The organism is Vibrio sp. S234-5 (assembly GCF_000960595.1).
Taxonomy (GTDB): Bacteria; Pseudomonadota; Gammaproteobacteria; order Enterobacterales; family Vibrionaceae; genus Vibrio.
The window spans coordinates 1-1,279 of the sequence record NZ_JZAM01000257.1; the positions used below are offsets into that span (position 1 = coordinate 1).

General features: G+C 40.5%; 1 protein-coding gene. It reads right to left on the reverse strand.

The window, feature by feature from the left end; translation table 11 throughout:
• Positions 1 to 28: 28 nt before the first annotated feature.
• On the reverse strand, positions 29 to 1,153 hold the full coding sequence (locus tag UF06_RS15935) for an ISAs1 family transposase (protein ID WP_045571304.1): 1,125 nt from the start codon (positions 1,151 to 1,153) through the stop codon (positions 29 to 31).
• Positions 1,154 to 1,279 lie beyond the last annotated feature (126 nt).

The window sequence follows — 1,279 nt, forward strand, 5'->3', positions numbered from 1 at the left end:
CACGGCTTGCGCATGAGTTAAATAATTGTTAAGTCCCAAATAACACGTGCTCTCGAAACTCTGTATTTAACGCACATTTTAATTGCCGCCTTTTCAAAGTGCCTTTCATTTCTACTAACTTTATCAAGTTCATGCACATTTGACGTATGCGCGAAAGATTCTCTGCCGCATGCTGATAAGTAATGCGGCTATCATCTTCTCCCATCACACAATCCAGCCACCAATGCATACTCTCTACACCCCAGTGACCACGACACAATTCGCCAAAACTAACCGGCGTCAGTTCCTTCGATGAGATGAAATACCGAATACCAAGACTTCCCGATGATTCACTATTCGACTTCTGGTAAGTTACTGCTATACATAATGTTTTTAAACCTTTCCAATCAACAGCAAAATCACCAAATTCTTGGGTAAATGGGACCGTGATGTAGGTCCTTATCACCTTGCGACCACGTTTACCTGCCTCTTCTTGCTCTACTGCGTGAGACGAATATTCTGCCAATTTCTCAAAAGAAAAATGAGATTGAAAAAGAGCATGTAAACGAGGTTGGTTATCCTTAACGGACATTAAATAGTCACCGCCTCTAAGAACAATATCTTCCGCTATGGCTCTTTGACATCCCATGGCATCTAGGCTGATAACTCGGTCTTCAACTTGGATTAATTTCAATATCTGGGGAATTAACGTGATCTCATTCGATTTTTCATCCGTTTTCAACTGCCCTAGCACAAGGCCAGTATCTACAGAATACGCGTTCACCATATGAGTTAAGCATTTGTTTTTACTATAATCATACGTACCTTTTAATGACTTGCCATCTATGGCAACATGATGGGTCACTAAGGATTTTTCTCGCCGAATATCATTACACCATCGAACGAAACACAATGAAAACTCATCTGGATCAATCAAACCCACTATTCGCGCCAAGGTATCGTGACTAGGCACACCAGAAGAGTAGTCACTAAACTTACGAAACCAGGTTAAATTTTCCTCACCAAAGCCTTCGATTTCATCCCAAGTCTTCATTCCGCACAGCATCGCTGTCACCACCTGGAACATCACTTCGAAGAAATTATAGGTCGATTTTCTTGCCTGACGAGTATCACTCAATATGCTAAAATGCTCTTTAAATTCGCTGTAATCCATATTCGTCTTATCCTGCTTTATTTTTAACAGTATAAGATCACGTCAAGATCGCTAATTCAATCTATTTCTAAAAATTTTATCCCGAAATTCGATAAAAAGGTGCGTCAATAACATGCGCGAACCCTG